The sequence below is a fragment of the Actinospineispora spinosispora DSM 44797 genome, assembly GCF_000429025.1.
GTDB lineage: Bacteria > Actinomycetota > Actinomycetes > Mycobacteriales > Pseudonocardiaceae > Pseudonocardia > Pseudonocardia spinosispora.
The window spans coordinates 650,761-676,334 of record NZ_AUBB01000006.1; the positions used below are offsets into that span (position 1 = coordinate 650,761).

Sequence of the window (25,574 nt, forward strand, 5' to 3'; positions counted from 1 at the left end):
GCGAGTCGGGCACCCCAGCACCGCGAGTCGGGCGTGTGAACACACCGAGTCGGGCACGTCAGCACGCCTGCCTCGGAAATCCACGGCGCTCGAAAGCCTCGCGCAGCGCCGCCGCGAGCCGTCGGTTGTTCTTCAGATCGTCGTGCGCCACCAGGATGACGATCCATCCCCGGCGCCGAAGATCCTCCAGGCGAGCGAGGTCTTCAGCCTGGCGCTCGACGTGGACGGCGTAGCCCTGGTACTCGACCGCGATCCGCTGCTCGGGCCACGCGAGGTCGAGCCGATACACCTCGGCTCCGGACGGCGACCGCAGTGACCAGTTCGCCTCCGGCGGCGGAAATCCGAGTTCGGCGACCTCCAGCATCAACCAGCTCTCCGGCGGTGACTCCGCCCGCCCGGTCGCCAGCCCGAGCAACCGCGCGCCGCGACGCGTCCCCCTCGGATCAGCCCGCCGGCTGATGCGGCGAGCGACCTGCCCCCGGAACTCCTCGCGCCACTCGGCGGGCTGGGCCGCGAGCATCTGGTCGGCGATCGCCAGGGCGTCCCTCGGCCTCGCCGTGCACAGGAGGTCGGACGTCACCCGGATCGCACCGAGCGATCGCAGACCGTCCAGCTCGACGACGTCGTCGTCCGCCGTCGAACCGTTGTGGACGATCAGGCCCGGCCGGCGCCGCCCCGGATGGCCGTAGGGCAAGAGGACATGAATGTTGGCCTCGTCGATCGACTGGCAGCCGTGGAGCCACGCGCCGGTCGGGCCGGAGAGGACCGCATCCGGCCCGTGCAGCAGCAGTGCGGCCGACGCTCGCGTGCGCGGGTCCGCAACCCGCTCGGTATCGACGAGCACGCGATCCCATAATCGGAGCAACGCACCGTCACGTAGCGCCGCTCGCACCGGATATCGACCGATCGCGCCGATCAGCTCGCGCTGGAGTACCGCACCGTGCAGCCCGCCTGGAATGTCCATTCGCCCAGGTTCGCGCGTTCCGCGGGATCGCGGGGCGGCTTCTCGCGCGGCTGTGGACAAGTCGGCGCGGTGTGGACAGATCGCGGGAATGCGTGTGCCCACACGCCCGACTCGGTGTGCTGAGGTGCCCGACTCGCGGGCCTGGGGCCCGCGCGCCCAGAGGGCAGGGGGCGTGGGAGTCAGGGGGCGTGGGCGTGGGCCTTCGTGAAGGTGTAGTGGAAGGTGCCTGTGGGGTCGGTGGTGCGGTGGAGGTCCGCCACTCCCCTGGCCCAGGTTTCACTGTCGGTCAGGTTCTCGGCCAAGGCCCGCTCCCGGACCGACTCGATCATGGCGATGAACGTGTTGCGGGTGAAGCCCTCGACGAGCTCCGGACGGCCGGCGTCCGCGTAGACCGTTCGCGGCCGGACCCGCACCCGCTGGTAGCCGGCCGACTCCAGCAGCGGGTACAGCTCGCGCCCGATGAGCGCGTTGCCGCCGTCGGCTCGCTGCAGTCTCACCTGGCAGTCGATCACCGCGCGGGCGTCCGCGCTGTCGGGGTGGAAGAACGCCGATCCGTGGTCACCCTCGATCACTGTGATCGAGCCGCCCGGCCGCAGCAGCCGACGCAGTCCCGACAGCGCGACCGAGGGAGCCGCCAGGTGCTCCAACACGAAGCACACAAAAAGATGATCGAACGTCGCGTCGGCGAACGGCAGTTCCCGCAGGTCCGCCCGGTGCCAGCTCACCAGGGCGTCCGGGTGCCGCGCGGTGACCGAGGCACGTGCCCTGGCCAGCGAGGCCTCGGCGACGTCCACCGCCACGATCCGTGCACCGGGGCTCGACTCCACTAGGTGGACGGTCTGTGCCCCGACACCGCACCCGACCTCGAGCACCCGGCTTCCCGCGGGGTAGGCCGTACCGGAGTGCAGGAGCTCGGCAAGGGTGTCGGCCTGGTCGCCGAGGCGGCGGGACTCGGAGTCGGAGTACCCGTGCACGTACGGATCGGTGATTTTCAGTGCGGTCATGCGCCCAGGCTGCTGCCACACTGGACCGGTGACCAGGTCCAGAAACACCTCGCCGAGCAGGGCCATAAGCTCGCCGAGCGGCTCGGACTTCCTCCAGCTGACGATCGACGACGCCCCACCGAGGGGCCGCTGCGAGTGGCTCACCGAACAGCTTCGGCTGGCGATCGCGGACGGCAGGCTACCGATCGGCGCCACTCTGCCCGCCACCCGCACCCTGGCCGCTGACCTGCGGGTATCGCGCGGCGTGGTCACCGAGGCGTACCAGCGCCTCGTCGAGGACGGGCACGTCGCCGGGCACGGCAGAGGCGGCACGACGGTGGTGGCCGCCCCGATCGGGACCCGGCCGCCGCGGGCGACCCCGCGAGCCGTCCGCCCCTCGAACCCGTTCACCGGGCCCCCCGAGGCCGACGTCTTCGACGCCGTACGAGCGGCGCCCGCCCGGATCGACCTGACCCCGGGCGTCCCCGACCTGGCGGCCTTCCCGCGCGCCGCCTGGATGCGCGCCGAGCGGGCCGTGCTGGACGGGCTCTCGGCCGCCGACTTCGGCTACGGCGACCCCCGGGGCGCCCCCGCGCTGCGTGCCGAGGTCGCCACCTGGCTCGCCCGCAACCGAGGTATCCGCGTCGAACCCGCCGAGGTGGTCATCGTCGCCGGGGTCGCGCAGGCGCTCGCCCTGTTCGCCCGGGTGTTCCGCGACCAGGGCATCGACCGGATCGCGGTGGAGGACCCGAGCTCGCTCGGCGCACGCCAGCACCTGAACCACTGGGGGCTCACCACGCCGCCGATCGCGGTGGACTCCGCCGGGCTCGACGTCGAGGAGCTCCGCGCCTCCGGTGCACCCGCCGCACTGCTCACCCCGGCGCACCAGTTCCCGACCGGCGTGGTCCTCGACGGCGAACGACGCCGCGAGCTGCTGCGCTGGGCCGAGGAGGGTGGCGTGATCGTCGAGGACGACTACGACGCCGAGCACCGGTACGGCCGGGCGCCCGTGCCCGCGTTGCGTTCCAGGTACGCCGAACGCATCTGCTACGCGGGCAGCGTGTCGAAGTGGCTCGCGCCGGCGCTGCGGATCGGCTGGCTGCTGGCCCCACCGGAGTACTTCGACGCCGTGGTGAGCGCCAAACGCTTCACCGACCTCGGCAGCCCGGTGCTGGCCCAGCTGGTCCTCGCGCACCTGATGCGCTCGGGTGAGATGGAACGCCAGCTGCGGTTCGTCCGCACCCGCCACCGGCGCCGCCGTGACGCCATGGCCGCCGCGATCGCCGAGCACCTGCCCGGGGCGGTCGTGCACGGCGTCGCGGCGGGCCTGCACCTGACCGTCACCTGGGACACCGGCCCCGACGACGTCGAGCTCGCCGAGGCCGCCCTCGCCAGCGGGGTGAAGGTGCAGCCCCTGTCCTGGCACCGCCAGCGCCCCGGACCGCCGGGACTGGTCCTCGGTTACGGCGCCCGCACTCCCACCGACATCGCCGACGCCGTCGCGACGCTCGGCGCGCTCCGGTAGCCGTCCCGCTCTTCTGCAACACAGAACACACTCACCCGGTGGGGTCACCGGGTTAACACCGCCGCCATGCATACCGACACACAGGGCATGGAGGAGGTCATCTGATGGACGCACAGTTCAACGAATTGTCGAGGTCGCAGCTGGACCGGCTGGTGGAGCTGGACGCCTGCGACGGCTACATCGTGCTCGTGGTCGACCCGGAGACCGAGGAGGCCGACGCGCACGGTCCTTACGACGGTCTGTCCGCGACCGGGGCGGCTGACCGGTTCCGCCGCGATTTCGACTCGGCAGGCCTGCCGGACGTCCAGGTGACCGTGACCAGGCTGCACCGGCCCGCGCACCACACCGCCCGGCACGCGGCGTAGCCGACGTACTAAACTGACCGCGTGCTGCCACGCGAGATTATCGGGCCGCGCACCGGCTGATCCAGGCCCCGGTGCGCAACCTCCTCGTCCCCTGGGGAGGTTTTTTTGTGCCCCGCGCGGTGGGCCCGAGAGTCTGGCTCGTCGACACTCATCGATCGCCAGACCTGGAGCCGAGCGACCATGTCACTGCCGGACCATCACACTCGGGAATCTCGAACCGACGCACGATCGCACCATTGTTACGCGGTGCAGACCCATGACGGTTTCGACGGAGTCGTGCGCATCGCCACATTGCTGCGGCAGCGCGCCTATCAGGTGAAAAACCTCACCGCCGATGTGCGCGACGGCCTCGACAGAACCACGTTGACCTGCGTCCTCGCGGTCACCTCGGACGAAGCCGCCTTGTTCGAACGACGACTTCTCCGGGTGCCGTCGGTCATCAGCGTAGAACGTCGATGACCCCGAATTCACCGGCTTTGATACCGCCGACGAGGGCCGCCAGCTGGGCCCGGCCGACGATCAGTACGGCTCCGGCGGGCTCGCGGGAGTTCCGGACCGCAACCCGGCCACCGAGCAGAGCAGCTAGTTCGACACACTCGCCGTGAGGGTTGCTGTACGTACTCTTGCGCCACGACACAGCAGGCGAACCTCGCCTGTCGTCGTCGATCTGTAACTTCACCGCGCCCCCGACCCTCCTGATATAGCGAATTATCTCGCCGGCCCCAGGCTATGTTCCGAACACGGCAAGTGTCGATTCAAATTTGTCGACTCAATTATATTTGAAGTCCTTTCACAAAGCCCTTTGTCGGCCGCGCTAAATCCACAGGTATTTCGGTTACCCAGCTTGGTCGCGGGGAAGCATAGGCTTCACTGACTGGAAGCAATCCGGATCCGCTGCTTCACTCTCATCCATGGTCACCCACGAGGACGAGCCGCACACCGCTCACCTGAGCGCCCGGCTCAACTGGCTGCGCGCCGGAGTGCTCGGCGCGAACGACGGGATCGTCTCGGTCGCCGGTCTGGTCGTCGGCGTCGCGGGCGCGACGACCGCGCGCGGTCCGATCTTCACCGCCGGACTCGCCGGCCTGGTCGCCGGCGCGGTCTCGATGGCACTCGGCGAGTACGTGTCGGTGTCCAGCCAGCGCGACACCGAGCTGGCCGCGATGGCGAAGGAACGGCGGGAGCTGCGCGAGGATCCCGAGGACGAGCTGGCCGAGCTCGCGTCGCTCTACCAGGAGAAGGGGCTGAGCGCGGAGACCGCACGGGCCGTGGCCGTCGAGCTGACCGCTCACGATGCACTGGCCGCCCACATCGAGGTCGAGCTCGGTTTCGACCCCGACGAGCTGACCAGCCCCTGGCAGGCCGCCGGGGCATCGGCCGTGTCGTTCTTCCTCGGCGCGCTGCTGCCGCTCGTCGCGATCCTGCTGCCGCCGGCGAGCTGGCGGGTACCGGTCACGTTCGTCGCGGTGCTGGCGGCGCTCGCCATCACCGGCACGATCAGCGCGCGGCTCGGCAACAGCTTGCTGCGCCCCGCACTGCTCAGGGTGATCATCGGCGGCGCGCTCGGGCTCGCCGTGACCTACGGCATCGGACGCCTGTTCGGCACCGCGATCGGCTGAGAACCGCACTGACCAGGGCGAGCCCGGAACTGAGAAAGTTGCCAGATTCGGGTCAGTAGCGTTGCGTGGTGTTCCCGTTGAGCCCTACCGAACCACGTCCGTGGCGGCACCCATGACCCAGACGCTGACCCGTCCCGGCTCGTCGTCGGGACAAGCCGCCGGCTCCGGGTCCGATGCCATGGACAAGGGCTCGAAGGCTCTCCTCGCGGTCGCCGTGCTCGGCACCGTGGCCGCCGCGGTCGCCAGCGCCGCGATCGCGCCGAAAGCCGGCTACGGCGTGGTCGGTTTCCTGCTCGTGATCCTGCTGGGCAGCATCGCGGGGCTCTACCCGATCTTCGGCACCTACGCCTACCTGGTCACCCTCCCGATCCTGGCCGGCATCGACCGGGACGCGCTGATCCCGCTGGTCCGCCCGAACGAGGCGGTCCTCGCGGTGGTGATGGCGGGCGCGACCATCGGGGTGTTCCTGCGCTACCTGCGCGGCGACCTGATCCGACCACGGATATTCCCGCTGATCGACATCCCGCTCGCGGTGTTCCTGCTGATGGCGACGATCTGGCCGCTCGCCTCGCTGACCCTGCGCGGGCTGATCCCGGACGGCGCGGAGTACGCGGGCGTGCTGCCGTTCACCAAGCTGGTCGCGTTCTACTTCATGGTCCGCTACACGGTGCAGACCGAGCAGCAGATCCTGCGGATCATCCGGTTCATCGTGTGGCCGGGCGCCGTCGTGGCGATGATCGCGGTGCTGCAGACCCTGCAGTTCCCACCGGTGATCGCGTTCCTGCAGATCTTCTGGGGCAGCGGCGCCGAAGGCACCCCGGACACCGCCTCCGAGCTCGGTGAACGCGGCAGCGCGACCCTCGGCTCACCCATCGCGGCGGGTGACGTGATCATCATCAGCCTCATCCTGGTGATGTGCTGTGTCGCGCGCGGCCTGCTCGGCAGGCGGGAGCGGCTGTTCCTCGCATTGACGCTGGGCACCGGGGTGTTCGCCGCCGGCCAGTTCTCCACCTGGATCGCGGCCGCGGTCGGTTTCTCGCTGCTGGCCTGGCGGTTCCCGAACCTGCGCCGCCAGGCCACCCGGTTCGCGCCACTCGCGGGTGTGGCGCTGGTGATCGGGGCGCCCGCGTTCGTCGGACGGCTCAGCGGCATCGGGGGGATCGACGGCTCCTGGATCCCGGAGCCCGAGCTCGGCCGCATCGACAACCTCAGCCACCTGTACCTGCCGCACTTCAACTGGATCACCACGCTCATCGGGGTCAGCCCGAACGAGGCGCTGATCCCGCCGGAGACCTGGCGCAACGTCGTCTACCTCGAGTCCGGCGTGCTGTACTTCCTGTGGATCGGCGGGATTCCGCTGCTGGCCGCGTTCATCTGGCTGTCGATGCGCGTCCTGCGCGCGGTCCGGCCCGCGCTGGCCCATCCCGGCCCGTTCGGCGCGACGGCGTCCTGTCTGGACATCGTGTGGCGCTTCCTGCTGGTGTTGACGCTCATCGACCCGCACCTGCAGCTGCGCGGCAGCGGTGACCTGGTGTTCACGCTGCTCGCGGTCGTGACGACCGGTCTCGCGCAGCGGAACATGGTGGCTCAGCCACACCAAAGAGTCATGTCCGCGACCGGCTGACACCAGTACCGTTGACTGCGGTGTTGTCGGCCGCCATCCCCCGGTGTGTCGACAGCACCGCCCCCCGACCACCCGCCAGGGATGGCACAGCCCTGGCGGGCGGGTGGGCGACTCAGCCGGTGGGCACCAGTCCGGCCTCCGCCAGCATGAACCGGTGCAACAGCCGCCGACGTTCGGCGAGGCTCCCCGGCCCGGTGCGCGGCACCGGCACCGCCTCCGACAGCGGCGCCCCCGCATGGAACGGACAGCCCAGCTCCGCGTCGGAGTTCTTGTCCGGCAGGAAGTACTGCCGCCATTCCCGGTTCGTCGGATCGCCGTAGTTGCCCAGCGCCGTGGACGGCGCGGTCCCGTCGAACGCCCGGAGACGCTTGCGGATGACCCGCCGTGCCGCCGCGCCGCGCGGTGACTCCGGTTCCAGCCCGTCGAACACCCAGCGGGGCTGGAAGGTGATCACGAATCCCGGCGAGTAGCGGCTGCGCCGCCTCGTGTGCGCGGGAGTGTTGCACACGACGAAGATCGACGTGCCGCCGTAGCTGAACTCCCACATCGGATGATCGGGGTCCTTCGGCACGTCGTCCGGCCAGTGCTCCGGGTCGTTCTCGTGCAGGTATTGCATGACCGACCAGAACTTGCCGTGGTACTCCTCGATCGTCCGGACCTTCGGTTGCGGCCGGAAGAACACGATCAGCGAGGTGTCCTTGGAGATCGTCTGGTAGGTGTCGAGGTAGTTCCCGATGATCGTGGTCAGCGACGACCACGTGTTCGTGTCATCCAGGTCGTCGACGAACCCGAACCGCAGTGTGCGTTTCTTCGCGCCGGCCACCGCGAACGTGCAGGGGAACGGTGAATCCGTCGACAGCAGCGAGTCGACCAGGTCGTCGAGACAGGCCGCGCCCCAGGGCGGCACGTCGCCGATCGTCCAGTCCTTGATCCGGGTGTCGTCTCCGACCGGGCAGCTTTCGGTAGTCACTTCCACTCCAGGATTCGCCTCGGTCAGAACTGACGGAACATCTCGTCGGGAATGATCGGCTGGTGGTATGTGCACGAGCCGGACAGGACCGTCGAGCCGTGCAGCCGGGACGTCGGGATCAGCACCTTGTCGCCCTGGTTCAACTCGATCTTGTGGGTGACGTTGTTCCAGAAGTGCATCTGACCGACCTCGATCATGACCAGCCGGTGGTCGTCGTGCACGTGTGTCGTGGAGGTCTCCGCCGAGGTCTCGACGAACGTGTCCAGGTCGAACTCGATGTTCTCGTTCGTGAGGTGCTGGTCGATCTTCTCGGCCTTCTCCTTGTACTCCTCGATCCGGTCGGCCCAGTTGACCTGCGCGGCGAGGTCGGAGTGCCACAGGTCCCCGAGCCACGCCGCGTCCGCGAAACCGCGGTGCACGCCCGCGACGACCTCGTCACCGAAGGTCTCCACCAGCGGCGCGACGAGCGCGGTCAGGTACTCCTCGAGGCCCGCGCCGTCGAGCGTGGCCGGCCGGCTGAAGAAACCACCGGTCGAACCGAGGCCCTCGGCGAAGACCTGGGCGAACCGGGCCCGACTGACCTCCTCGTCGATCTTCTTGTGCAGCAGCGCGCCGAGGAACTCGTAGAGCTTCTCGTGGTTGCTCGCCGTGTAGTGCACGTAGTTGCCGCGGGCGAGCGAGGAGTTGAGGTACAGCTGCCAGTACGCGCCGATGGTCGGCTTCAGCTCGGCGTCGGCGAGCAGCGCGCGGTACTTCTCCGCGTCCGCGACCCAGGCGCCGTATTCCTGCAGGAGCAGCCCGCGCAGGCCGGGGTGCGCGACGTCGTACTCGCCGATCGCGTTGCGTGCGATCGCCGCGTTGGACGCGGGCAGGAACGCGGAGAGCTGCAGCAGCAGGAAGGTCGCCGACTCCCGGCGCCCCTTCGTGGCCAGCGCGGCGTCGAACGCCTCACCCGGCGCCGCGGCGCGCTGGTCGCGGTAGTCGTGCAGGTACCGGCTCAGACCCGCGAAGCTCGTGCTCGGCAGGGTCTCGCGCTCGCCCTCGAGGAAGGTGAACAGGTGCCGTTCCAGGATCGGCTTGGCCTGCGCACCGAGCGTGCGGTTGCGGTCGGAGTAGAAGTCCCTGTGGTCCTGCGCGGCGGCCGCGTTCGCGGTCGGCGCCACGTACAGCAGGTCGGTGTCGTAGATGTTGCGCAGCATGCGGTTGCCGAGCAGACCGCTGAGCATCAGCACCCGCTCCACCGGCATCGGCTTGCTGTAGTCCAGCCATTCCAGGTCGTCCGGACGCACCGGGCGCCGGAACGGGTTCTCCTCGGTGGTCAGCTCCTCCCACTCGGCGGCCCTGAACGCCGGGTTCCTGGAGAACACCTTGACCAGGTCGTGAGAGTCCTCTGTTGTCATGCTCGCCCTTCTGATCGCTATGTCGCGCCGCCGCCACGGCACGCCATCCGACCATAATTAGGCAAGGCTTACATAACAAGTAGTAGGCTCAACTACCTAGGAACTCTACGAGAAGCCGGTTGACCTCGCCCGGTCGCTCCAGGTAGCCGAAATGGCCGGTATCGGGAATCTCGCTATAGCGTGCTCCCGGCACTACGTCGGCCACCTCCCGGGACAGCGCACACGGGATCATCACGTCGTCCGCGAAGCCCACGACCAGCAAGGGAGCCCGGATGTCCCGGTACGCGTCGCGCCGGTCGCGCAGCTGGGTGGACACCGCGAGCTGGGCCCGTTCCCCCGCGGACATCGGGCCGGCGGAGAACTCCAGCACGTCCAGCCAGTCCCGCGCCGCCTTCTCGTCACGCAGCGTCGCCGGGGAGAGGTTCAGCACAGCGGTGACCGCCGAGTGGTAGGCCGGAGGCAATGTGACGCCCTGGTCGAACAGCGCCTGCTGGCCCGAGGTGAACATCGACTGCACCGGATCGAGACGCGCGTGCGCGGCCATCGCCACGACCTTGCCGACCAGCTCGGGCCTGGCGAGCGCCAGCTCCTGGACCACTCGGGCACCCAGCGACGTGCCGACGACGTGCGCGGGGCCGCCGCCGAGATGTTCGATCAGCGACGCGACGTCCCCGACCAGATCGTCGATGGTCAGGCCGGAGCCGGCAGGCGGCGATGCCCCGATGCCCCTGCTGTCGAAAGTCACCACCCTGAATCCGGCCGCGACCAGCGCGGGCACCTGGTGCAGCTTCCAGACGCGACCGGGGCTTCCGGTTCCCATCACCATGACGACGAGATCGCCGTCGCCCGCCACCTCGTAGCTCACCGGGAGTCCGTTTGAAAACACAGCCTAACCTTGCCACGCTACCGATATGAGCGTGCTGACGTGACCGAGCCGACCATCGGACGGTCCATACTCCGCGACTCGGTCGCCGCCGATCGCCGGGACCTCGCAGCGGCATCCGTGCTGCTCATGCTGCACCAGGCGGGCGAGGCACTCGTGCCGGTCCTCGTCGGTGTGGTGATCGACAAAGCGGTGCGTGGCGGCGCCGGAACGGCACTGCTGACCTGGCTCGCGGTCCTCGGGCTGGACTTCCTGATGCTGTCGGTGTGCTACCGGTTCGGTGCACGCCGGACCTGGTTGGCCGAGGCCCGCGCCGACCAGCGGCTGCGACTGCGGATCACCGGGCGCGTGCTCGATCCCCGGGGTGGCGCGGAGCTGGGGCACCTGCCGGGGGCGCTGGTCAACATCGCGGTAGGGGACGCCAAGCGGGTGGCGAACCTGCACCTCGCACTGCCGTTCGGACTGGCCGCGCTGGCCGCACTCATCGTGGCCGGGATCGCATTGTTGCGGATCTCACTGCCGCTGGGTCTGCTCATCCTGCTCGGCACTCCCCCGCTGCTGTACCTGCTGCGGCTGCTCGGCAAGCCGTTGCAGCGGCGCAGCGGGCCGGAACAGGAACGCGCGGCGCAGGCGGCCGGCGTCGCGGCCGACCTGGTGAACGGCGTCCGTGTACTCAAGGGCATCGGCGCCGAAGCGGCGGCGGTCCAGCGCTACACCCTGACCAGCCAGGACGCGCTCACCGCGACACTGCGCGCCGGACGTGCCCAGGGTTGGTACCAGGGCGCGATGCTGGCCGCGAACGGTCTGTTCCTCGCGCTCATCGCGCTGGTCGGTGGCCGCCTCGCGGCGGAGGGTTCGATCAGTGTCGGTGAGCTGGTCTCGGCCGTCGGCCTGGCCCAGTTCCTGCTCGCCCCGATGAACATCTTCGGTCGCGTGGTCAGCTCGTTGGCACAGGCCAGGGCGTCCGCCGAGCGCATCGCCTCGGTACTCATCGCGCCGCACGCCGCCGACGGTGGCGCCGGCAGGCCGTCCGAACCGGTCTCCGGCGCGCTGCGCATCCGCGGCCTCGACGGGCTCGACCTCGATGTCCCGGCGGGCCAGCTGCTCGGCATCGTCAGCCCCGACCCGGCGGTGATCACCACCCTGTTGCGCTGCCTGAACCGGGAGTCCGACCTCGGGTCCGGCAGCATCGAGCTGGACGGCCGCGCGATCACCGAGCTGGACCCGGCCGCGCTGCGCGGCGCGATCCTCGTCGCGGCACACGATGCGGAGCTGTTCGCCGGCACGCTGTGGGAGAACGTCACGTCGGCGGCGCACGGCCGCGATCCGGGCGCCGCGATGGCCGCGGCGCAGGCCGACGAGGTCGCCGGCACGCTCGCCGACGGCGTCCACTCGCTGATCAGCGAACAGGGCCGGTCGCTGTCCGGTGGCCAGCGTCAGCGGGTGGCGCTGGCCAGAGCCCTCGCGGTCGACGCGCCGGTACTGGTGCTGCACGACCCGACGACCGCGCTGGACACCGTCACCGAGGCGCGGATCGCGGGCGCGCTGCGCGAGGTGCGCGCCGGTCGCACCACGCTGGTGGCCACCACCAGCCCCGCGCTGCTCGCCGCGTGCGACCGGGTGGTCGCGCTGGACGGCGGCTCGGTCACCGCCGACGGCAGCCATGCCGAGCTGCTGAACAGCCATGACGACTACCGGACGTTGGTGCTGGCATGAGCGAACGACAACTGCTGCCGGTCGCCACCGCCGGGCGGGTCAGGGCCGAGCTGTCGGTGCTGCTGCGGCCTCGGCGGCTGTGGGGCTATTCGGCGCTCGTCGCGCTGGTGGGTGCGGCGGCGGTGAGCCTGCTGACCGCACCGCTGCTGGGGCGGATCGTGGATCTCGTCGCGCAACGTCAGCCGGCGTCCTCGGTGCACGGCCCGGTGCTGGCGCTGGCCGGGGTCGCGCTCGGCCAGGGACTGCTCACCGTGCTCGGCATCGCGCTGGTGAACCGGGTCGGCGAGGGCATGCTCGCGTCGCTGCGGGAACGGTTCGTCGCGCAGGTCCTCGACCTGCCGCTGGAGCGGATCGAGCGCGCCGGCTCGGGCGACCTCACGTCCCGGGTCAGCGCGGACGTCGCGGTGGTCAGCGAGGCGGTCCGCCAGGCGGTTCCGCAGTTCGCCCGCTCCGGCCTGCTGATCGCGCTCACCCTGGTCGGGCTGGCCGCGTTGGACTGGCGGTTCATGCTGGCCGGGCTGGTCGCCGTTCCGGTGCAGGTGCTGACCGCGCGCTGGTACCTGCGTCGTTCGGCGCCGATGTACCGGGCGCAGCGAGAGGCGGCCGGCGCGCAGCAGCAACAGCTGCTCGACACCGTGGGCGGAGCGGCCACGGTCCGTGCGTTCCGGCTCGGCGAGGAACACACCGCGCTGGTCGCGCACCGTTCCGAAGCGGTCGTCGAGACGGCCGTGCGGGTCATCCGCACCCAGACCAGCTTCTTCGGCAGGCTCAACCTCGCCGAGTTCGTCGGCACCGCCTCGGTACTGGTCGTCGGCTTCTTCCTGGTCCGGTCCGGTACCGCGACGGTCGGTGCGGCGAGTGCCGCCGCGTTGTACTTCATCAACCTGTTCGGCCCGGTCAACCAGGCGCTGTTCTCGCTGGACACGGTGCAGTCCTCCGGTGCCGCGCTCGCTCGCCTCGTCGGGGTGCTGGACACCGCGCCCCGGACCGAGTCACTCGGCGGCGCGCAGCCGGTCGACGGCTCGGTGAAGCTCAGCGAGGTGAGCCACGCCTACCTGGACGGCCCCGAGGTGCTGCACGACATCGATCTGGACGTGACGTCCGGCAACCGCATCGCGCTGGTGGGTGCCACCGGCGCCGGGAAGAGCACGCTGGCCAAGCTGGTGTCCGGCATTCATCAGCCGAGCAGCGGCACGGTCCAGATCGGCGGGGTCGAGCCGGTCTCGGCCGACGCGCGTCGCGGGGTCGCGCTGGTCACCCAGGAGGTTCATGTGTTCGCCGGCAGACTCGCCGACGACCTGCGCCTGGCCCGCCCCGGTGCGACCGACGACGAGCTGCTCGCCGCGCTGCGCACGGTCGGGGCCGCCGACTGGGCGCTGGCGCTGCCCGACGGACTGGACACGATCGTCGGCTCCGGAGGTCACAGCCTGACCGTCGTGCAGTCCCAGCAGCTGGCGCTGGCCAGACTGGTACTGGCGGACCCGCCGGTGGCGGTGCTGGACGAGGCCACGGCGGAGGCGGGGAGCGCGGGCGCGAAGGTGCTCGACGGTGCCGCGCTCAACGCGCTGGAGGGGCGCACCGGTCTGATGGTGGCGCATCGGCTCACCCAGGCGGCCACGGCGGACCAGGTGGTGGTGATGGACGGTGGCCGCATCGTCGAGCAGGGCACCCACGACGAGCTCCTTGCCGAGGGCGGCCGCTACGCCGGCTTGTGGGCCGCATGGCAGCACAGCCGATGAGCGGCCTGAGCCGACGCGGCTTCCTCGGTCTCGGCGGCCTGGGCCTGCTGGTGGCGGGGTGTGGCAGCACCGTCGCCGAGCAGCGCCCGGGCAGGACCGTCACGGACAAGTTCGGCCAGGTCACGATCCCCACCGAGCCGAGGACCATCGCGTCGGTCGGCCGGACCGACCACGACGCACTACTCGCCCTGGGCATCGTGCCCACGTCGGTCTACCAGTTCGTACCGACCATGCGCCGGGGTGTCGGGGTGTGGGCGGAGCCGAAGCTCGGCGCCGTGAACCCCGCTCTGGTGACCGCGCCGCTGAGCTTCGAGAAGATCGCCGCGCTGCGCCCCGACCTGATCCTCGACGTCCAGTCGAGCGGCGACCCGACCGAATACCGCACGCTCAGCGCGATAGCCCCCACGATCGGCCTCCCACCGAACACCGCGCCGAACACGGTCTCCTGGCAGGACTCGACCCGCCTCATCTCGACGGCGGTGGGCCGGGCCGCTGACGGCGACAAGCTGGTCACCGATACCGAGCAGCTGCTGGAGCGCACGAAGTCCGCGAACCCGTCGCTGCACGGCAGAACCATCTCGATCCTGCTGTGCGGCGCGGGCGAAATCGACGCCTATACGACCCGGGACGTCCGAACCCAGCTGGCCGTCGCGCTCGGCATGGTGCCGTCGCCGTTCGTCCTGCGCCTCGACCAGTCCCGCTACTACGCGGCGCTGTCGGCGGAGCTGGTCAACGACTCCACCGCGGACGTAATATTGGTGCTCACCCGCACGGGTCTGTCCGAGGCCGAGACCCTGAACCAGTACCCGATGCTCGCCTCCCCCGCGCTGCGCGACAGGGTCGTGGTGGTGGAGGACTTCAACGTCTCACTCGCGCTCGCGTGCGCCTCGGTGTTGAGCATCCCGTACGCGATCGCCGGTCTGGTGCCGCTGTTGATCCGCTGAGCTGGCCACAGCCCTTCCCGTGTGGTCAGAAGGGCGGCAGGTCATCACCTGGTGTGGAGGGTGGTGGGGTGATGATCGGGTCGCCTCGGGTGTGGTGGGTCTGGCCGAATGGGCTGGTCCAGCGGAACTGGCCTGGTGTGGGTTGTTGGAGTCGCCATCGGCCCCGGGTTTTGAGGTCGTGGTCGTGGGCGCAGAGTTGGCCGCCGTTGGTGTCGGTGGTGGGGCCGCCGTGGTGGAAGTCGATGGTGTGGTCGAACTGCGATTCCTGTGCTGGGCGTCGGCAGCCCGGGCCGAGGCAGTAGCGGTCGCGGATCTGGCTGTAGAGCCGGAGTGCGGCGGTGGGGAAACGACGCCCCGGCCGAGAGTTGATCATGGTCCGGGCCTGTGGCCAGGCGGCGCACTGGTTTGCAATGTCGGTAAGCACCCGTTCCCAGCCTGGTGGCGGGTTCTGCATCAGTTGGGCGAGCAGTGAGGCGGTCAGCTGCAGCTCGACCGCGCCACCGGCACGCTCGCGGGTGGCGTGGGTCGGGCGGGAGCGCAGCACACCGGGAACCAGGAGGTAGCCGTGCTCGTCGCAGACGGCGAACGTCCAGGGCCCGCCTCGTTGCTGCAGGACGGTGCGGCGGGTGTTGGCGGCGAGGATGGGTCCCCAGCCGGGTAGTTCGCCGGGGCGTTCGCTGAGGTCGAGCAGGGTGGCGAGTTCCGCGCGGATTTCGACGCCTTGGGGCTTGCCCGCTGGTGCATGGCCCAGGAAGAAGGCGACGATCCCGGCGCGATCTAGACCGTGCAGGGTGCCATCCAGCAGCCCGCAGAACACATCCGCGCGAATCTGATCCACCCGCGCCGGACACCCAGCCCTCTTGATCGCCCCGGCCAGAGCATTGACCCGAGTACACGCGGCGGCCATGTCCTCCGGCGCGATACCCGAGGCGGAGAGAGTCGCGGTGCCGTCCTCATTCAAATACCCGACCACGGTCCGGCGCTCGAACGCCTTCTCATACAAGTCCTGGGCACGCTCGGGGTCGGAGCCGATGACCAACTTGCGCAGATACGCGGCCAGCTTCCCGGTCGTCCACGGCGGGGTCTTGGGCAGCACCGCCTGACAGATTTCGACGCGCTGGGCCTCGGGGAGGTCGGCAAGGTAGGTGGCGAAGATGCGGGCTTTGGGCAGGTCGATCCACCCCGAATCGAGGGCGTCGAACACCAGCGGTAGGCGGGACAGCAGTAGCCAGGAGAAATCCAGCTCCGCATCCGACTTACGCCGAGTCCACGACAACGCCACCCGCAACTCATCAGCCACATACCGACCAGGCTCAGCCACCAACGCGACCTCACAAGGATCAGCTTCAGGATCACGCCCACCCAACGCCGCGATATCCGCCGCCAACTGGGCAGCCACATGCGCCTGCAACCGATACCGGGCCTTCAACACCTCGACCAGGTCACCGTTCGACACCGAGGACCGATCAATCCCAGCCAGGGCAGCGGCGAGTTCCGGGCCTGGCGCCATCGACGCCAACCCCTCCGGAACCACACCCGCCGCTGCCATATCAAGCACGCTACGGGCGACCCCCGACAAAAACCGCCCGCGCAGACTAGGCCAAAAGGGTGATATATCCAGGCCAGACAGCTAAAGCCGCGCAACCGCCTACGGCGTGCACGCACACCACCCCCATCCCCGCGATCCTGGCCAGCACTTGGCGTGGCGGGCCGGGGTCAACCCTGAAACCTCGCCCCCGAACGGCGTGCAACCAGGAACCCGCGCGAGGCCGGCGAAGCCGGGGGTTGAGGCCGGCCCGCCACGCCAAGACACTGGATGGCCAGCGGGGACAACCCCCGAGGCCCGCGGCGACAGCAACAGACCCCTATAAAGACCCAGCCAACTGCCGCTTATCGATCTTCCCCACGGCAGTCAAAGGCAGAGACTCCCGAACCACCAACCGATCAGGATTGAAGAACCGAGCCAACCCCCGCCCCGCGAGCCACGCCCGAATCTCCCGAAGCTTGGGAGCCCGAGCAGCCTCGGGCGACAGCGTCACCACGGCACACACCAACTCCCCGACCGCCTCGTCAGGCACCCCGAACACGGCGACCTGAGCAAGGGAGGGATGCTCCAGCAGATGCTCCTCGAGCGTCGCGGCCGAGACGTTCTCCCCGCCCCGGTTGATCACGTCCTTGACCCGCCCGGTCACCACCAGGTGCCCGGACGGCAGCTGACGCACCAGGTCACCCGAGCAGTAGAAGCCGTCAGCGGTGAAGGCGTGCGCGTTGTACGACGACGCCCGGTAGTAGCCGCGCAACGTGTACGGCCCACGAGTCCACAGTTCACCCGAGGAACCCGGCTCGACCGGCGAACCGGACCGGTCGACGACGAGCACCTCGTCGTCGGGACACAACGGGCGCCCCTGGGTCGACTCGATCAGCTCGGACGAGTCGTCCAGGCGCGTGTAGTTGAGCAGCCCCTCGGCCATGCCGAAGACCTGCTGCACGCCACACCCCAGCGCCGGCGTGATGCGACGGGCGAGCGCAGCGTCCAGTTTCGCGCCGCCGACCTGCAGCAGCCGGAGGCTCGAGCGGTCGTGGGTGTCCCATTCGGCCACCTCGACCCACATCCTGGCCATCGGCGGTACCAGCGCGGTGACCGTGACACGCTCCCGTTCGACCAGTGCGAAACCCACGTCGGGGCTGGGTGCCGGCGCCAGTACGACCCGGGCGCCCACCCCGAACGCGCCGAGCATGCCGGGGCAGGCGAGCGGGAAGTTGTGCGCGATCGGCAGGCACGCCAGGTACACGTCCCGCGCCGTCAGCCCACAGATCTCGGCGCTGGCCCGCGCGTTGTAGGCATAGTCGCGGTGCGTACGCGGGATCAGCTTCGGCTTGCCGGTGGTGCCGCCGGAGATCAGTAGCACCGCCACCTCGGCCGGGTCCGACTCCGGTAGCGGCTCAGGCGTACCGGACGGCAGGTCGTCGAGGCCGACGAACGGACCGGGGTCACCGGAGGCCACGATCACGTGCCGCAGCGACGGAGCGCCCTCGGCGATGCCGGTGGCCAGCTCGCGGTAGTCGAAACCGTCGTGGCGCTCCGGGATGACGTAGCCGACCGCGTCGGCGAGCCCGACGAAGTGCTCGATCTCGACGTGCCGGTGCGCGGGCAGCGCCAGTACCGGCACCGCCCCGCAGCGCATCAGCGCGAAGAACACCACGACGAACTCGACCGTGTTCGGCAGGTGCACGACCACCCGGTCAGCCGGTGCGATCCCGAGTGCCCGCAATCCCCTGGCCACCCGGTCGACCCGCTGGTCCAGCTCCGCGTAGCTCAGCCGGGGGCCGTCCGGCCTGCCGTCGACCACCGCGATCTCGGAGCCGGAGCGCGCCGCCCAGTCATGGAGCAGCCCGTCCAGGGTCTCGTCCCGCCAGTAGCCCGCCTCCCGGTACTTCCGCACCAGGTCGTCGGGCCACGGGTTCGTTCCGTCCAGCTTCATCCGGTCAACCGTGCTTCCAGCGCGCAGGCCACCTCGTCGTCGCTCATCGTGGCGATCGCGGCGAACATCGCGGCCGCCTCGTCGAGCCGTCCCGGCAACGGTTCGGCCGCGCGCAGCCGGGCGGCCAACGCGTCGATCGTGGGCGCCGCGAACAGCATCCGCACCGTGGCGACCTGGGTCGCCAGCACCTCGCGCAGCCCCCTGACCAGGACGGTGGCACTCAGCGAGTCACCACCGGCGGCGAAGAAGTCGTCGGTGACCCCGGGCAGCTCGGTCTCCGGCAGACCCAACGACTCGGTCCACAGCAGCGCGATCGCATGTTCCAGGTCGTCCCTCGGAGCGACCTGTTCGGCGGGAACCGGTTCGGCCCGGGGACGCGGCGCCCGGCGCGGCGGGAGCAGAGCCGGATCGGACAGGTCACGCAGCGGTGTCACCCAGGCCTGCTGCTCCACCGCGAGCCTGCGCAGCAGCGCCACGAATGCCTGGAACATGGCGGGCACGACGCCGTCGGAGAACTCGCGCACGCGGACGTCCCAGTTCACCAGCAGACCGCCGGACACCTCGGTGACCTGCGCGTCGAGCAGCACCTGCGGACCCTGCGAAATGATCCACACCGCGTCGCCGAACGCGGCGGCCACCTCGGCGGAGAACAGCTCCCCCAGGTTGAGCGCGCTGGTGAACACCACCGGGGCGAGCACCTGCTCGCCGTCGCGTCTGCTCAGCTCACGCAGCACCTCGACACCGCAATGATCGGCGTTCGCGGCATCGGTGTGCAGCTGCGCCTGGATCTCGCGCACCCGGTCGGCGAACGTCCGTGGCTCGGTCAGGTCGACGGCGAGCAGTACCGAGCTGGTGAAGTCCCCGACCAGCAGGTCCACGTCTGGATGGACCTGCTCGCGGTCGAACATCGGCACGTTGAGCAGGAACTTCGACTCGCTGCTCCACGCACCGAGCACCTCCGCGAACGCCGTGGCGATCGCCGCGGCCAGCGTGACGCCGTGCCGGCGGGCCGCGCCGGCCAGCGCCTCACGCTCCTCCGGACCCAGCAGCACGTACTCACGGGTGACCTCCGGCCGACCGGCCACCGGGTGGTCCGGCGCCATCGGCAGCTCGGGTGCACCGGGGAGCGAAGCCAGCCGCGACTGCCAGTAGCCGGTGGCACGCTGGACGTCCTCGCGGTGCTCGGCCGCCACCGCGTCCAGGTAGTCGCGGTAGCCGCTGCGGATCGGCGGTAACTCGCCGTCCGGTGCCAGATAGAGCGTCGCCAGGTCGGCGAGCAGGACCCGGTAGCTGACCGCGTCGGCCGCGACCATGTCGACGTCCAGGTGGAACCTGGTGCGGCCGCCGGGCAGCAGGGTCAGCGCGGTGCTCAGCACCTCGCCCGCCTCGATGTCCAGCAGCTGGTGGGAGTACTCGTCGCGAACCTCGGCGAGCACCCGGTCGACCTCGGTCGGCAGGCTGTCCCGCAGGTCACGCACCGTCAGGCCGCGCCAGCCGCTGTCCCCGGTGATCGTCTGACGACCGGTGTCGGTGATCCGCACCCGCAGCATCTCGTGCCGCTCCACCAGCCGGTCCAACGCCGCCGCGAGCCGTCCCGGGTCGACGTCGCTGCCGTCGAACTCGCTGTACAGGTGGGCCGCGACACCGCCGAGACGCTGGTCGTCGCCGCGACCGATCCAGTAGGCGTGCTGCAGCGGCGCGAGGTCGAACTCCTCGCTGTCGCTCTCGACGCCGCCCACGACCTCACCGAACCCGGCGGGGACGGCGTGCTCGCCGACCGCCCTGGCCTGGCTGCGTGCTCTCGACTCGGCGGCCGCCCGGCGCGCCGCGATCAGCTGGGTCCAGTCCGCGACCGTCGGCCGCTCGGCCAGCTCGGCGAAGTCGACCTCGACCCCGGCGCGACGCCACCTGGCGACCAGCTGCATCAGGCTGATCGAGTCCAGCCCGAGCTCGAACAGGTTCTCGCTGGCCTCGACGACGGAGGGAGCCTCTTCCACCAGGTCGGCCAGCGTCGCCGTCACATCTCGTACGTCCCCGGGCAGTCCACTGACCGGTACCTTCGAGGCCGTCACGGTACGACCACCCTCCGATCGTCGGCCACGTGCTCGGTCGCCGGCACCAGGAAGCGGCTGATGCTGCGCAGCTTCTCCCTGGTCTCCTCGAACTCCCGCTCCGGGTTGGACTGGCCGACGACACCCGCGCCGGCGCGCAACCAGGTACGGCCGGCGCGCTGGAAGACGGTCCGCAGCACCAGCGCGGCGTCCAGCGACCCGTCGGCGTCCGCGACGACGACCGCGCCGCTGTACAGGTGGCGCGGTTCGCTCTCGTACCGGTGGATCGCCTGGCAGGCCTCGAGCTTCGGCACCCCGGACGCGGTCACCGCCGGGAACAGGCAGGCCAGCGCGTGCCAGGCGGTGCGGTCCTCGGCGAGCCTGCCGGTCACCCGGGAGGCGAGGTGCTGCACGCTGCCTCGGCGACTCACCGACATGAAGTCCTCGACCAGCACCGAGCCGTCGGTGCACACCGCGCGCAGCTCCTCCTGCGCGCCCAGCACCGACACGGCGTGCTCGTAGATCTCCTTCGGGTCGGCGAGCAGCTCCTCGCGCAGCGCGGTGTCGGTGTCGGTGTCCCCGGACAGCGCCCGGGTGCCGGCGAGCGGCTGCGTCGACACGGTGCCGTCACCCCGTACCTCGACGACGGTCTCCGGGCTGAAGCCCGCCGCGCCCAGGTCACCCAGGTTCAGCAGGAACGACCGCGCGGGCGTGTTGCCCCGGCGTCCCGCCTGGTAGGTGCCGGCGAGGTCGGCGCCACCGGGCACCGGAACGACACGGGACAGGATGACCTTGCGCAGCAGCTGCGCGTGGATGTCGTCGACCGCGGCGGACACGGTGTTCCGGTAGGCGTCATAGCCGACCATCTCGTCGGCGAGCAGCTCGCTCACCGGCGTGGCCGGCACCTCGCGCAGCCCCTCGATCTCGATGCACAGCGCGGCGAGGTCATCGGTGTGCAGTGCGCGCAGCTCGGCACTGTCACCATTCAGCCGCACCTCACGGGCGGGCACGATCAGGTGCGCCAGCGTTGCGTCGCCGACCGCGTCCGGCATGCCGTGCAGCAGGTAGCTCAGCTCGAACGCGAAGTAGCCGTAGGCGCGCCAGCCTGCGATGCCGCACTCGGCGAGCAGGTCACCGATTTGCCGTAGCGGCTCAGAGCCGACCGGCACCCGGCGCTCGCCGTCCTGAGTGGTGAGTCGGATCTCGCGGCCGGTCATGATCAGCTCGGCGGCGGCGCCGATGCCGATCGACACCTCGCCGTGGCGCTCGTAGAGCACGAACGGCCCTTCCGCGCCCCTGGCCAGCCCGACACCGGCCGCGACCGGGTCGACGCCGAGGTTGACGGTGGTTCCCGCGTAGTGCGGTTCGGTGCGGGTCGTTCCGGACATCAGCTCAGACATTCGACCGCTCCGCCTGGTCGCGCTCCATCCGGGCGCGCAGGCTGGCCGGCCGCATGTCGGTCCACGCCGCCTCGATGTGATCGAGGCACGGTTGTCGGCCGTCCGGCCCGTGAGTGATCGTCCAACCTTGTGGCACCGGTGAGAACGTCGGCCACAATGAGTACTGGCCCTCACCGTTCACGAGTGCGTAGAACGTGCCTGCCTCGTCTGCGAACGGATTTTCGGACATGGGTGTGCCTCCAAACTCGTGGTTGAGAAGCCCGCCGGGGCGCCTCAGCGAACGGCCCGCGGGATGTTCGGACGCAGCCAGACCACCGAGGAACTAGCTCTCGCTACCTCGACTTAGGTTAGGCTAAACATCGTTGTAACGCAGCCCGAACATGGGGCAAGTGAGTGCTGAGTCACGCAACTAAGCGCCTCCAGAGAACCACTGTTCGACTCACGCGCATCACGCTACTCAGTGAACACACAACTAAAGGAAAGTTTCCCCCGAATGCCGGGGCTGAGCGACGCGGGAATAGGCGCCCTCCCGGGCCCGTTGAGGCGTGCGCGGATCAACCCGATGCAGGAGGTGGCGTAATGATCGAGACCTTGATGGAGCGCTACGAACGGGCTCAGATGTACTTCGACGCCAAGGACTTCGTCACCGCATCGACGCTTCTGGACGAGCTCGTCGAGGACGTGCCCGACGAGACGGCGGTGCGCGTGCTGCTGGCCCGGGCGTACTTCCACTCCGCCCAGCTGCACCGCGCCGAGCGGGAGCTGCGGATCGTGCTGGACCGTGACCCGGTGGACGACTACGCCCACCTGCTGCTGGGACGCACGCTGGAGCGGCAGAGCCGGCACGGGGAGGCGGCCCGTCACCTGCGCATCGCCGAGGCGATGACCGGGGAGAGCAGCCGACGGATCCTCGAGCCGGTCGACTAGAACCCCCGTGAGTGATTTGGGCTGCCCTGGCAGCCCGAATCACTCACGGGTTCTTCGTCAGGCGCCCTTCGCGGCGCGGAAGCCGGCGTCCAGATCGGCCAGGATGTCCTCGATACCTTCGAGCCCGACGGACAGACGCACCAGCCCGGGATTCACTCCCGAGGCGAGCTGCTCCTCACCGGACAGCTGGCTGTGCGTCGTGCTCGCCGGATGGATCACCAGGCTGCGCACGTCACCGATGTTGGCCAGGTGGCTGTGCAGCTGCAGCGCGTCGACGAACCTGCGGCCCGCCTCCAGACCACCCTGGATGTCGAACGCGAGAACCGCGCCGGCGCCGCGCGGCAGGTACTTCTTGGCCAGCTCGTGCCAGCGGCTGGACGGCAGCCCGGCGTAGTGCACGCGCTCCACCTCGTCGCGCTGCTCCAGCCACTCGGCCACCGCCTGGGCGTTCTGCACGTGCCTCTCGATGCGCAGCGACAGCGTCTCGATGCCCTGGATCAGCAGGAAGCTGTTCTGCGGGGCGATCGCCGGACCGAGGTCGCGCAGCAGCTGCACCCTGAGTTTGATCAGGTAGGACTGCGGCCCGAGCGCTTCCCAGTAGTTCAGCCCGTGATAGCTGGGGTCCGGGGTGGTGAGCCCGGGGAACCTCTCGGCATGGTCGCCCCACGGGAAGCTGCCGGAGTCGACGACGACGCCGCCGATCGTGGTGCCGTGACCGCCGAGGAACTTCGTCGCCGAGTGGATCACGATGTCGGCGCCGTGCTCGATCGGCCGCAGCAGGTAGGGCGTGGGGATCGTGTTGTCCACCAGCAACGGCACGCCCGCGTCGTGCGCGACGTCGGCGACCGCGCGCACGTCCAGCACGTTGGCCCGGGGGTTGCCCAGCGTCTCGGCGTAGAACAGCTTGGTGTTCGGCCGGATCGCGCCGCGCCATTCCTCCAGGTTGTCCGGGTCCTCGACGAACGTGACCTCGACGCCCAGCTTCGGCAGCGTGTAGTGGAACAGGTTGTACGTTCCGCCGTACAGCGAGGCGCTGGAGACGAAGTGGTCACCGGCGTGGGCGATGTTCAGAATGGCCAGGGTCTGCGCGGCCTGGCCGGAGGCGAACGCGACCGCCCCGATGCCGCCCTCCAACGCCGCGACGCGCTGCTCCAGCACGTCCTGCGTCGGGTTCATGATCCGGGTGTAGATGTTGCCCACCTCGGTGAGCCCGAACAGCGCGGCGGCGTGCTCGCTGTCCCGGAACTGGTACGACGTGGTCTGGTAGATCGGCGTCGCCCTGGCACCCGTGGTCGGGTCGGCGGAGGCGCCCGCGTGCACCTGTTTGGTCTCGAACGACCATGCGGCGGTCGGATCTGGCGTGGTCACAGAATTCTCCCTGGGAAAGGATCGTGCGGAGCGGTGGCCTGGGTCAGTCGGTGGATCGACAGGCCGCACTCGTGACGCGCATGTAGTCCACATGTCTGCGTACCACGAGGGAGATCACGCGCTGACCGTAATGGAGCCGCTGCACCGGCACAACAACCCTCACCTGACGGGCAGGTCCAGCCAGAACAGCACCCCGAGCACCGGCAGCACGATGATCTTGAGTCCTTCCAGCGCGATGTAGACCAGGTGACCACGCGACGCCGGTGGTGTCTCTCCCGCGATCAGCGCCAGTGCGCGCCGGTCGAGCTTCGGCCGCAGGAAACCCAGCTGGACGACCAGCAACAACCACAGCACGAGCACCAGCGACGAGGTCGCCCCGGTGTGGAACTCCGACGGCGGCACCAACAGCGCCACCGTGATCAGCAGCGCCCAGACCAGCTCGGCGATGTTCAGCGCACGGAACACCAGCCGGCCGATCCCCAGCCCGAGCGGGACGGTGATGCCCGGCGCTCGGAACTTCAGCGGCGCCTCCAGCCCGGAGATCGCCAGCACCATGCCCCACCAGGTGAACGTGCCCAGCAGTCGCAGGAACTCGGGAAGCGTCACTCTCGCACTTTACGAGAACGTGTAGCGGATGACCGGGAGTATCGAGTCCTCGTCGGCAGGCTCGTCCCGCTCGCAGTCGCGCAGTGTCTTGTCCAGCAGAGCGCGGTCCAGGTCCGATCCGATGATCTCCAGCGCGGTCTCCCTCGGCTCGCCGCGCGGCCACGATGTGCGGTCGAACCGCAGGTAGCGGCCCACCGCGTGCACGACGAAGCGCTGCCGGTGGCCGGTCACGCCGAAGTAGGCGAACCCTTTGATGCGGTAGGCGCCGGCGGGCCGGTCGTCGAAGAACGCCGCGAAACACCTCGGATCGAGCGGACGGTCGGTGCGAAAGGTCACCGCGTCGTAATGAGTGTGCAGGTGCTCGTCATGGTCGACGGCCTGGCCCAGCATGAGCTGGCGGCCCGGTTCGACGTGGATGTCGAACAGCAGGCCGGGGTCGACGACGGCATGGCTGGTGGCGACCATCGGCGCGTCGGCGTTGGCGGCGCGACACAGCTCGCGCACCCGGGCGAGCACCTCCGGGTCCACCCGGTCGATCTTGTTGAGTACGAGCAGGTCGGCGAACCCCACGTGGCGGTCGAGCGACGGGTGCCTGCGCCTGGTCTCCTCGAACTCGGCCACGTCGACGACCTCGACGAGACCGCCGAACGTCAGCCCCGGCACGTCACACCCGAGCACCAGCTGGACCAGCGCGCCCGGCTCGGCGATCCCGCTGGCCTCGATGACGATCACCTCGATGCCGGAGGCGGGGTCGGCCAGCTGCTCCAGCAGCGGGCCGACGCCCTGCTCCCCCACCTCACAGCACAGGCAGCCGTTGCCCAGCGAGGCCACGCCGCCGGCCTGACCGCCCACCAGCATGGCGTCGACACCGACGCTGCCGAAGTCGTTGACGATCACGCCGATGCGCACGTCCAGGCTGTTCCTGAGTAGATGGTTGAGCAGGGTCGTCTTCCCAGAACCGAGGAACCCCGCCAGCACGAGTACCGGTATCCGCACCCTGTACTTCTA

At 69.9% G+C, this 25,574-nt stretch carries 23 protein-coding genes; 9 read left to right on the forward strand and 14 right to left on the reverse strand.

What is annotated here, in order from left to right; translation table 11 throughout:
* Positions 1–58 precede the first annotated feature (58 nt).
* Together G406_RS0103240 and G406_RS0103245 are read right to left on the reverse strand one after the other, a co-directional pair.
* Complete coding sequence (locus G406_RS0103240) at positions 59–964, reverse strand: hypothetical protein (RefSeq protein WP_028932688.1); 906 nt, start codon at positions 962–964, stop codon at positions 59–61.
* Between the two features lie 179 nt (positions 965–1,143).
* Positions 1,144–1,968 (reverse strand): methyltransferase domain-containing protein, encoded by an 825-nt coding sequence (locus tag G406_RS0103245; RefSeq protein ID WP_028932689.1) that lies wholly within the window; start codon positions 1,966–1,968, stop codon positions 1,144–1,146.
* 28 nt (positions 1,969–1,996) lie between these two features.
* On the opposite strand from G406_RS0103245, the gene pdxR reads away from it, so the two are divergent.
* The 3 genes from pdxR (at position 1,997) to G406_RS0103260 (ending at position 4,296) form a co-directional block, all read left to right on the forward strand.
* On the forward strand, positions 1,997–3,472 hold the full coding sequence (pdxR, locus tag G406_RS0103250; protein WP_245606986.1) for a MocR-like pyridoxine biosynthesis transcription factor PdxR: 1,476 nt from the start codon (positions 1,997–1,999) through the stop codon (positions 3,470–3,472).
* Positions 3,473–3,576: 104 nt separating this feature from the next.
* Positions 3,577–3,837, forward strand: a complete 261-nt coding sequence (locus tag G406_RS44365) for a hypothetical protein (protein ID WP_051341411.1) — start codon at positions 3,577–3,579, stop codon at positions 3,835–3,837.
* A gap of 246 nt (positions 3,838–4,083) precedes the next feature.
* Positions 4,084–4,296, forward strand: coding sequence for a hypothetical protein (locus G406_RS0103260; protein ID WP_028932691.1), 213 nt, complete (start codon positions 4,084–4,086; stop codon positions 4,294–4,296).
* On the opposite strand, the gene G406_RS55420 is transcribed toward G406_RS0103260, so the two are convergent.
* Positions 4,277–4,516: a DUF397 domain-containing protein gene (locus G406_RS55420; protein WP_211241019.1), complete on the reverse strand. Its 240-nt coding sequence runs from the start codon at positions 4,514–4,516 to the stop codon at positions 4,277–4,279. The genes G406_RS0103260 and G406_RS55420 overlap by 20 nt on opposite strands.
* 232 nt (positions 4,517–4,748) lie before the next feature.
* On the opposite strand from G406_RS55420, the gene G406_RS0103265 reads away from it, so the two are divergent.
* Together G406_RS0103265 and G406_RS44370 are read left to right on the forward strand one after the other, a co-directional pair.
* Positions 4,749–5,456 carry a VIT1/CCC1 transporter family protein gene (locus G406_RS0103265; RefSeq protein WP_028932692.1) on the forward strand — a complete coding sequence of 236 codons (708 nt, stop codon included), beginning with the start codon at positions 4,749–4,751 and terminating at the stop codon, positions 5,454–5,456.
* A 112-nt stretch (positions 5,457–5,568) separates the two neighbouring features.
* Entirely contained in the window at positions 5,569–7,080 is a 1,512-nt protein-coding gene (locus G406_RS44370) for a hypothetical protein (protein WP_064742822.1), read from the forward strand.
* Positions 7,081–7,192: 112 nt separating this feature from the next.
* Here the strand turns inward: G406_RS44370 and G406_RS44375 are convergent, their stop codons facing one another.
* The 3 genes from G406_RS44375 to G406_RS0103285 form a co-directional block, all read right to left on the reverse strand.
* Entirely contained in the window at positions 7,193–8,050 is an 858-nt protein-coding gene (locus G406_RS44375) for a YqcI/YcgG family protein (protein ID WP_169736581.1), read from the reverse strand.
* Positions 8,051–8,073: 23 nt separating this feature from the next.
* Positions 8,074–9,450: a cupin domain-containing protein gene (locus G406_RS0103280; protein WP_051341416.1), complete on the reverse strand. Its 1,377-nt coding sequence runs from the start codon at positions 9,448–9,450 to the stop codon at positions 8,074–8,076.
* A gap of 88 nt (positions 9,451–9,538) precedes the next feature.
* Positions 9,539–10,276, reverse strand: coding sequence for an alpha/beta fold hydrolase (locus G406_RS0103285; RefSeq protein WP_084215751.1), 738 nt, complete (start codon positions 10,274–10,276; stop codon positions 9,539–9,541).
* Between the two features lie 99 nt (positions 10,277–10,375).
* Here G406_RS0103285 and G406_RS0103290 point away from each other — a divergent pair, with 99 nt between their 5' ends.
* From G406_RS0103290 to G406_RS0103300, 3 genes are read left to right on the forward strand one after another with little or no spacing between them, the layout of a single operon-like run.
* Entirely contained in the window at positions 10,376–12,049 is a 1,674-nt protein-coding gene (locus G406_RS0103290) for an ABC transporter ATP-binding protein (protein WP_037074712.1), read from the forward strand.
* Positions 12,046–13,788, forward strand: a complete 1,743-nt coding sequence (locus tag G406_RS0103295; RefSeq protein WP_028932696.1) for an ABC transporter ATP-binding protein — start codon at positions 12,046–12,048, stop codon at positions 13,786–13,788. Before G406_RS0103290 ends, G406_RS0103295 begins: the two co-directional genes overlap by 4 nt.
* Positions 13,785–14,732 carry an ABC transporter substrate-binding protein gene (locus G406_RS0103300; RefSeq protein ID WP_084215753.1) on the forward strand — a complete coding sequence of 316 codons (948 nt, stop codon included), beginning with the start codon at positions 13,785–13,787 and terminating at the stop codon, positions 14,730–14,732. Before G406_RS0103295 ends, G406_RS0103300 begins: the two co-directional genes overlap by 4 nt.
* A 25-nt stretch (positions 14,733–14,757) precedes the next feature.
* Here G406_RS0103300 and G406_RS0103305 read toward each other — a convergent pair whose 3' ends face one another.
* The 5 genes from G406_RS0103305 to G406_RS0103325 form a co-directional block, all read right to left on the reverse strand.
* Complete coding sequence (locus G406_RS0103305; protein WP_156934649.1) at positions 14,758–16,281, reverse strand: HNH endonuclease signature motif containing protein; 1,524 nt, start codon at positions 16,279–16,281, stop codon at positions 14,758–14,760.
* Between the two features lie 316 nt (positions 16,282–16,597).
* Positions 16,598–18,214 carry a (2,3-dihydroxybenzoyl)adenylate synthase gene (locus G406_RS0103310; protein WP_028932699.1) on the reverse strand — a complete coding sequence of 539 codons (1,617 nt, stop codon included), beginning with the start codon at positions 18,212–18,214 and terminating at the stop codon, positions 16,598–16,600.
* Entirely contained in the window at positions 18,211–20,286 is a 2,076-nt protein-coding gene (locus G406_RS44380; RefSeq protein ID WP_051341418.1) for a condensation domain-containing protein, read from the reverse strand. The genes G406_RS0103310 and G406_RS44380 overlap by 4 nt, the downstream gene beginning before the upstream one ends.
* Positions 20,283–21,665, reverse strand: a complete 1,383-nt coding sequence (locus G406_RS44385) for a salicylate synthase (protein WP_245606987.1) — start codon at positions 21,663–21,665, stop codon at positions 20,283–20,285. Before G406_RS44385 ends, G406_RS44380 begins: the two co-directional genes overlap by 4 nt.
* A complete protein-coding gene (locus G406_RS0103325; RefSeq protein ID WP_028932700.1) occupies positions 21,658–21,894 on the reverse strand; it encodes an MbtH family protein in 237 nt (78 codons plus the stop codon). Before G406_RS0103325 ends, G406_RS44385 begins: the two co-directional genes overlap by 8 nt.
* A gap of 350 nt (positions 21,895–22,244) precedes the next feature.
* On the opposite strand from G406_RS0103325, the gene G406_RS0103335 reads away from it, so the two are divergent.
* The gene (locus tag G406_RS0103335; protein WP_028932701.1) at positions 22,245–22,592 is read left to right on the forward strand and encodes a tetratricopeptide repeat protein; all 348 of its coding nucleotides are present in this window, start codon (positions 22,245–22,247) and stop codon (positions 22,590–22,592) included.
* A gap of 57 nt (positions 22,593–22,649) precedes the next feature.
* On the opposite strand, the gene G406_RS0103340 is transcribed toward G406_RS0103335, so the two are convergent.
* From G406_RS0103340 to G406_RS0103350, 3 genes are all read right to left on the reverse strand, one after another.
* Positions 22,650–23,960 (reverse strand): bifunctional o-acetylhomoserine/o-acetylserine sulfhydrylase, encoded by a 1,311-nt coding sequence (locus G406_RS0103340; RefSeq protein ID WP_028932702.1) that lies wholly within the window; start codon positions 23,958–23,960, stop codon positions 22,650–22,652.
* A 159-nt stretch (positions 23,961–24,119) separates the two neighbouring features.
* Positions 24,120–24,566, reverse strand: a complete 447-nt coding sequence (locus G406_RS0103345) for a hypothetical protein (RefSeq protein WP_425414558.1) — start codon at positions 24,564–24,566, stop codon at positions 24,120–24,122.
* 9 nt (positions 24,567–24,575) lie between these two features.
* Complete coding sequence (locus G406_RS0103350; RefSeq protein WP_028932704.1) at positions 24,576–25,562, reverse strand: CobW family GTP-binding protein; 987 nt, start codon at positions 25,560–25,562, stop codon at positions 24,576–24,578.
* Positions 25,563–25,574: the final 12 nt, after the last annotated feature.

Coding starts and splice junctions, on each gene's coding strand:
- G406_RS0103310 (WP_028932699.1), bottom strand. CDS start 18,214: ATGAAGCTGGACGGAACGAACCCGTGGCCCGACGACCTGGTGCGGAAG.
- G406_RS0103240 (WP_028932688.1), bottom strand. CDS start 964: ATGGACATTCCAGGCGGGCTGCACGGTGCGGTACTCCAGCGCGAGCTG.
- G406_RS0103265 (WP_028932692.1), top strand. CDS start 4,749: ATGGTCACCCACGAGGACGAGCCGCACACCGCTCACCTGAGCGCCCGG.
- G406_RS0103300 (WP_084215753.1), top strand. CDS start 13,785: ATGAGCGGCCTGAGCCGACGCGGCTTCCTCGGTCTCGGCGGCCTGGGC.
- G406_RS0103305 (WP_156934649.1), bottom strand. CDS start 16,281: ATGGCAGCGGCGGGTGTGGTTCCGGAGGGGTTGGCGTCGATGGCGCCA.
- G406_RS0103280 (WP_051341416.1), bottom strand. CDS start 9,450: ATGACAACAGAGGACTCTCACGACCTGGTCAAGGTGTTCTCCAGGAAC.
- G406_RS0103335 (WP_028932701.1), top strand. CDS start 22,245: ATGATCGAGACCTTGATGGAGCGCTACGAACGGGCTCAGATGTACTTC.
- G406_RS0103325 (WP_028932700.1), bottom strand. CDS start 21,894: ATGTCCGAAAATCCGTTCGCAGACGAGGCAGGCACGTTCTACGCACTC.
- G406_RS44370 (WP_064742822.1), top strand. CDS start 5,569: ATGACCCAGACGCTGACCCGTCCCGGCTCGTCGTCGGGACAAGCCGCC.
- G406_RS0103295 (WP_028932696.1), top strand. CDS start 12,046: ATGAGCGAACGACAACTGCTGCCGGTCGCCACCGCCGGGCGGGTCAGG.
- G406_RS44385 (WP_245606987.1), bottom strand. CDS start 21,665: ATGTCTGAGCTGATGTCCGGAACGACCCGCACCGAACCGCACTACGCG.
- G406_RS0103285 (WP_084215751.1), bottom strand. CDS start 10,276: ATGGTGATGGGAACCGGAAGCCCCGGTCGCGTCTGGAAGCTGCACCAG.
- G406_RS44365 (WP_051341411.1), top strand. CDS start 3,577: ATGGACGCACAGTTCAACGAATTGTCGAGGTCGCAGCTGGACCGGCTG.
- G406_RS0103245 (WP_028932689.1), bottom strand. CDS start 1,968: ATGACCGCACTGAAAATCACCGATCCGTACGTGCACGGGTACTCCGAC.